Raw genomic sequence first — 4838 nt, forward strand, 5'->3', positions numbered from 1 at the left:
TCAAGTATTACAATACGGAACGGATCAAGATAAAATTAAAAGGACTGAGTCCGGTTCAATACCGAACTCAGTCTTTACCTAACTAATTTAAACTGTCCAATAAACTGGGGTCAGTTCAAAAATGTGGGGTTCTATTTTTTATTATTGATTATTATTTTTACAGCTCTTCCTGTCTTACTACTTACCCTTTTTACCCATTATTTTTTTCAGTTAATGGATTATCTGAAATACGATTATCTTCTGCGATACAGACTGTTGCGGTAAAGAGAACATCTGTTGATGAATTCAGTGCGGTTTCAGCTGAATCTTGTAACACACCAATCATCACACCCACGGCAACCACTTGCATAGCGATATCATTACTAATACCAAACATGCTACAAGCTAGTGGAATTAACAGTAGAGATCCCCCAGCAACACCAGATGCACCACATGCACAAACTGCAGCAACAAGGCTTAGTAATAGTGCTGTTGGCACATCAACAGGCATACCCAGTGTATTTACTGCCGCTAATGTCAAAATCGTGATAGTAATTGCTGCACCACCCATATTGATGGTTGCACCTAATGGAATTGAAACAGAATAAGTGTCTTCATCTAAATTCATACGACGACACATTGCCATATTCACAGGGATGTTTGCTGCTGAGCTACGTGTAAAGAAGGCTGTTACACCACTTTCACGCAAACATGCCCATACTAATGGATATGGGTTACTGCGGATTTTCCAAAATACAATCAGTGGATTCACGACTAAAGCAACAAACAGCATACAGCCAATCAATACAATCAGTACCTGTAAATAACCCGCTAAAACTTCAAAGCCAGTTGTTGCGATAGTTGACGACACTAAACCAAAAATACCGATAGGGGCTAAACGAATAACAACACGTACCAAGTTTGTCACTGCATCCGCTAAATCTTGTGTTAAAGCTTTTGTAGTATCACTTGCATGGCGCAATGCTAAACCTAGCCCAATAGACCATGCTAAGATCCCCATGTAATTACCATTGATAAGCGCATCAACAGGGTTTGCGACCACATTAATTAATACCCCTTTAAGTACTTCAGCGATATTTTCAGGTGGTGACAGTTGTGATTCATTAACAACTAGCGTTAAAACTGATGGGAACATAAAGCTTGCAACAACAGCAGTTAATGCGGCAAAGAACGTTGCTAGCAGATATAAAACTAACACGGGGCGAATATTTGATTTTTGCCCTTGACGGTGATTCGCAATCGAAGCCATTACCAGCACCCATACCAATACTGGCGCAACAGCTTTTAGAGCATTAATAAACAGAGTACCTAACAAACTCATCATCTTGGCAACTTCTGGTGCTAACCAAGCGAGTAAGATCCCTGCAACTAAACCAACGAGTATTTGTTTGACGAGGCTTCCCTTAAAGAACAGGCTGAAGACTCTGGATTGTTGTTTATCCATAGCTATTCCATTACTTAAAATAATATTTAAAAAAGGCATTTTTGAGTGTTTGCAATGCCAGTATAAGGAATTGAATCGCGCTGAAAAGCTGATTATGCAAAATATACAGCATTAACCGTTATTGTTAACAAAGAAATAACATATCTGTGATCATAATAGGATTTTGTTCTTTTTAGTATACCGATCGGAAATGAAAGAAATTATTATTATCAGTAAGTTATACTTAGTCGCATTACTTATTTTTTATTTTTACTCTGTTATTTTTTATTCTTTTAATCAATCGAACAGTTTTTTTATTAACATAATCACTAACAATTAGTCACGCTATCTATTTGTAACTGTATAAATAACAGACAAAAAAAGATGAATAATATAAATAAGATATCCATTTATTTTCTTTCAAATGATATTAAAAGTTTATCTTTCTTGATTAAACTAAAATGTGATATTTCTCTTTTTGGCATTCAAGTCCTTAAGGTTTTCTTTTAAAAAATCCCCTACTCTGAACTCGAAAAGAGATTAGATGTCTATTTTTCAAGATCACATATCTATGGGTAAGTTATGTCGTAATAGAGTTGAAAAATTTTCTGTCTAGTTTTTCCTGATTTTGTTAGAGTGTTGCTGTTTTAAACGATGAAAAATAGACCCTATGAAGTGGAAAACGGGTAAATGGATTACAACACTTATTGAATTTATATTTACCCCCAAATGACTCAGTTTTAGGAAGCCTTTTATATGGAAATCGTAAGAGAGCTCTTCTTGGCGCTATGGCATCAAGATTACGAAACCTTAGCTAATCCTTCATTAATATGGATTATCTACATTTTATTATTCACCATACTATTCCTAGAAAACGGAGTATTACCCGCGGCTTTCTTACCAGGAGATAGCTTATTAATTTTAGTGGGTGTGTTAATTGCTAAAGATACAATGGACTTTCCATTGACCTTACTTATTTTAACCGCAGGTGCGAGTCTAGGCTGTTGGCTAGGCTATCTTCAAGGACGATGGCTTGGTAATACCAAATTAGTGCGTAGTTGGCTGTCGCATCTACCAGAACACTATCACCAGCGCGCACATGGGCTTTTTCATCGCCATGGCTTAGCCGCATTACTTATTGGTCGCTTTTTAGCGTTCGTTAGAACATTGTTGCCAACCATTGCTGGCCTTGCTGGATTAAATAATACCCGCTTTCAAATTTTTAATTGGCTAAGCGGTCTTTTATGGGTTGGTATACTGACCACATTGGGTTATGTATTAGGTAATAGTCCACTTTTTCGTCAGTATGAACACCATTTAATGAATATTCTTATGCTATTACCTGTTTGCCTATTAGTAATCGGTTTAATTGGTAGCATCTGGGTGGTTATTAAAAAGAAAAGAAAAGCTTAATACGAATTAAATATTATCAAGATATTCCGACAGTAATTACACAGCAAAAAATAATAGAGGCCTGTTTCATCTTATTGAGCAGGTCTTTTTTTTAGGATACACGCTTCTAAGCTCCTTTAATTCTGCCATTCAATTAAGATTTATCTCTTTTTTTCACTTTTAAGTCGTTATTTAATTTCATTAAGCTGTAAAATTAGTCTATTGTTATAAGTACTACATTCTATCTCTATTAAAGGAGTTAATTATGTCTCAACAACGTTCAAATGAAGATCTGCGTAGTGAATTGAAATCTCTTGCTGATACTCTAGAAGAAGTGCTGAACTCCTCTGCAGATAAATCCAAAGAAGAAATCCAAAGCCTGCGTGCAAAAGCAGAATCGGCAATAAAAGGTTCTCGTGCAAAACTCAGTGATGCAGGTCGAGAAATTGTCGATAACACCAAAGAAATGGCAGGAAAAGCAGATAACTATGTTCGCGAAAATCCATGGACAGGTGTTGGTATCGGTGCTGCTGTTGGTGTTGTTCTTGGCGTTCTACTTGCAAAACGCTAATTTATAATGAGTGATACTCAAAGACCACAGGGCCCCGCATCTGGGGTTCTGAATTCTCTCAGTAGAATTGGTGCTATCGTTATAGGCATGGTTGAAACTCGCCTACAACTAATTGCCATTGAACTGGAAGAAGAAAAAACCACCCTGATCCAGCTTATTTTAATGGCTGGTGTCACACTGTTACTCACCGCTTTTGGCCTAATGAGCCTGCTTATATTGTTATTTTGGGTTATCCCCCCAGAATACCGAATTTATGCTTTAGCGGTTACAACCGCGATTTTGCTTTTCTGCGCCCTTATTGGCGCCATCATGACATTAAAAAAAGCACGAAATTCCACCTTATTAGGCGATACTCGCCAACAGCTGGAACTAGATAAACGTCTTTTGGAGCAATATCATGATGAACAAACAAAATAAGCAGAGTGTTCTTTCAAGACGTAAAAAGCTGTTGTTGAATAAAATTCAGCAACAGCGCTCTGATTTGGGGCAAAGCACGCAAACTTGGCTTGATGTGACAGAACCTTATGATAAAGCGTGGCGAATTTTAGTCTCTTTAAAACCTGCATTTTTAGTCGGTGCAAGTTTTATCTCTCTTTACAGTATTAAACACCCTAAAAAAATCATACGGTTAGGACAACGCGCTATCGGTGCATTTGGCTTAATTCGGGCAATACAGAAGTCCTTCAAAAAAACCTCAGATTGAACATCAATTTTTTTGTCTAAGAATGTTAATTCTTCTTAATATCCTCTTTTTCAATTTCCCATTATTGTACATCTCACACCGTAGCCGTGGTTATTAATTCTAAAAATAGAAAATTAACCAGCGAAAATACAAATATAAACAGATATACATTGCAGATAATAGAGTTTAATTAGGAATAAATATCATGAAAAAATTTGAAGACATTGCGTTATTAATTGCCCGTATTTTAATGCCGATTTTATTTATCAGCGCAGGCTACGGAAAAATTGGTGGTTACGAAGGTACACAGCAATATATGCAAGCAATGGGCGTTCCCGGTTTCTTATTACCACTAACTATTTTATTAGAATTAGGCGGTGGATTAGCCATCTTATTTGGTTTCTTAACTCGCACAACAGCAATCTTTACTGCGGTATTTACTCTTCTAACCGCACTGCTGTTCCACAGCAATTTTGCTGAAGGCATGAACCAATTAATGTTTATGAAAAACATGACAATTGCAGGCGGATATTTATTACTGGTTATCACAGGTCCAGGTAAATGGAGCTTAGATCGTATTTTCAATAAAAACTGGTAATAACGAATTTAGCAATAAAAAAGATCCCCTAGGGGATCTTTTTTTGCTATGAATGACCCGTCCTAAATAAGGTTAACACTTTTCCAATCTGAAATTGGAGAATGTAATGAAACCAATCACTAAACGAACTCAACGCGATTATTCTCTCGCTTTTAAATTACAGCTTGTTGAC

7 protein-coding genes are annotated in these 4838 nt (G+C 36.6%); 6 read left to right on the forward strand and 1 reads right to left on the reverse strand.

What is annotated here, in order from left to right:
* A partial coding sequence (locus DK866_RS19635; RefSeq protein WP_157955987.1) for an IS3 family transposase occupies positions 1-86 on the forward strand: 86 nt, incomplete at its 5' end.
* Positions 87-190: 104 nt separating this feature from the next.
* Here the strand turns inward: DK866_RS19635 and sstT are convergent.
* Positions 191-1444: a serine/threonine transporter SstT gene (sstT, locus tag DK866_RS19640; protein WP_072071046.1), complete on the reverse strand. Its 1254-nt coding sequence runs from the start codon at positions 1442-1444 to the stop codon at positions 191-193.
* Positions 1445-2179: 735 nt separating this feature from the next.
* Between sstT and DK866_RS19645 the strand changes: the two genes are divergently transcribed.
* The 5 genes from DK866_RS19645 to DK866_RS19665 all read left to right on the forward strand — a co-directional run bounded on the left by DK866_RS19645 (position 2180) and on the right by DK866_RS19665 (position 4666).
* The gene (locus DK866_RS19645) at positions 2180-2836 is read left to right on the forward strand and encodes a DedA family protein (RefSeq protein ID WP_109410239.1); all 657 of its coding nucleotides are present in this window, start codon (positions 2180-2182) and stop codon (positions 2834-2836) included.
* A gap of 244 nt (positions 2837-3080) precedes the next feature.
* On the forward strand, positions 3081-3386 hold the full coding sequence (locus tag DK866_RS19650) for a DUF883 family protein (protein ID WP_072071048.1): 306 nt from the start codon (positions 3081-3083) through the stop codon (positions 3384-3386).
* A gap of 6 nt (positions 3387-3392) precedes the next feature.
* Positions 3393-3803, forward strand: coding sequence for a phage holin family protein (locus tag DK866_RS19655; protein WP_109410240.1), 411 nt, complete (start codon positions 3393-3395; stop codon positions 3801-3803).
* On the forward strand, positions 3784-4089 hold the full coding sequence (locus DK866_RS19660; RefSeq protein WP_243733291.1) for a YqjK-like family protein: 306 nt from the start codon (positions 3784-3786) through the stop codon (positions 4087-4089). Before DK866_RS19655 ends, DK866_RS19660 begins: the two co-directional genes overlap by 20 nt.
* Positions 4090-4273: 184 nt before the next feature.
* A complete protein-coding gene (locus DK866_RS19665; RefSeq protein ID WP_023580968.1) occupies positions 4274-4666 on the forward strand; it encodes a DoxX family protein in 393 nt (130 codons plus the stop codon).
* Positions 4667-4838: the final 172 nt, after the last annotated feature.

The organism is Proteus genomosp. 4 str. ATCC 51469 (assembly GCF_003144375.1).
GTDB lineage: Bacteria > Pseudomonadota > Gammaproteobacteria > Enterobacterales > Enterobacteriaceae > Proteus.

Excerpts from the sequence above, each read along its gene's own strand:
- sstT (WP_072071046.1), bottom strand. The coding sequence starts at position 1,444 with ATGGATAAACAACAATCCAGAGTCTTCAGCCTGTTCTTTAAGGGAAGC.
- DK866_RS19645 (WP_109410239.1), top strand. The coding sequence starts at position 2,180 with ATGGAAATCGTAAGAGAGCTCTTCTTGGCGCTATGGCATCAAGATTAC.
- DK866_RS19650 (WP_072071048.1), top strand. The coding sequence starts at position 3,081 with ATGTCTCAACAACGTTCAAATGAAGATCTGCGTAGTGAATTGAAATCT.
- DK866_RS19655 (WP_109410240.1), top strand. The coding sequence starts at position 3,393 with ATGAGTGATACTCAAAGACCACAGGGCCCCGCATCTGGGGTTCTGAAT.
- DK866_RS19660 (WP_243733291.1), top strand. The coding sequence starts at position 3,784 with ATGATGAACAAACAAAATAAGCAGAGTGTTCTTTCAAGACGTAAAAAG.
- DK866_RS19665 (WP_023580968.1), top strand. The coding sequence starts at position 4,274 with ATGAAAAAATTTGAAGACATTGCGTTATTAATTGCCCGTATTTTAATG.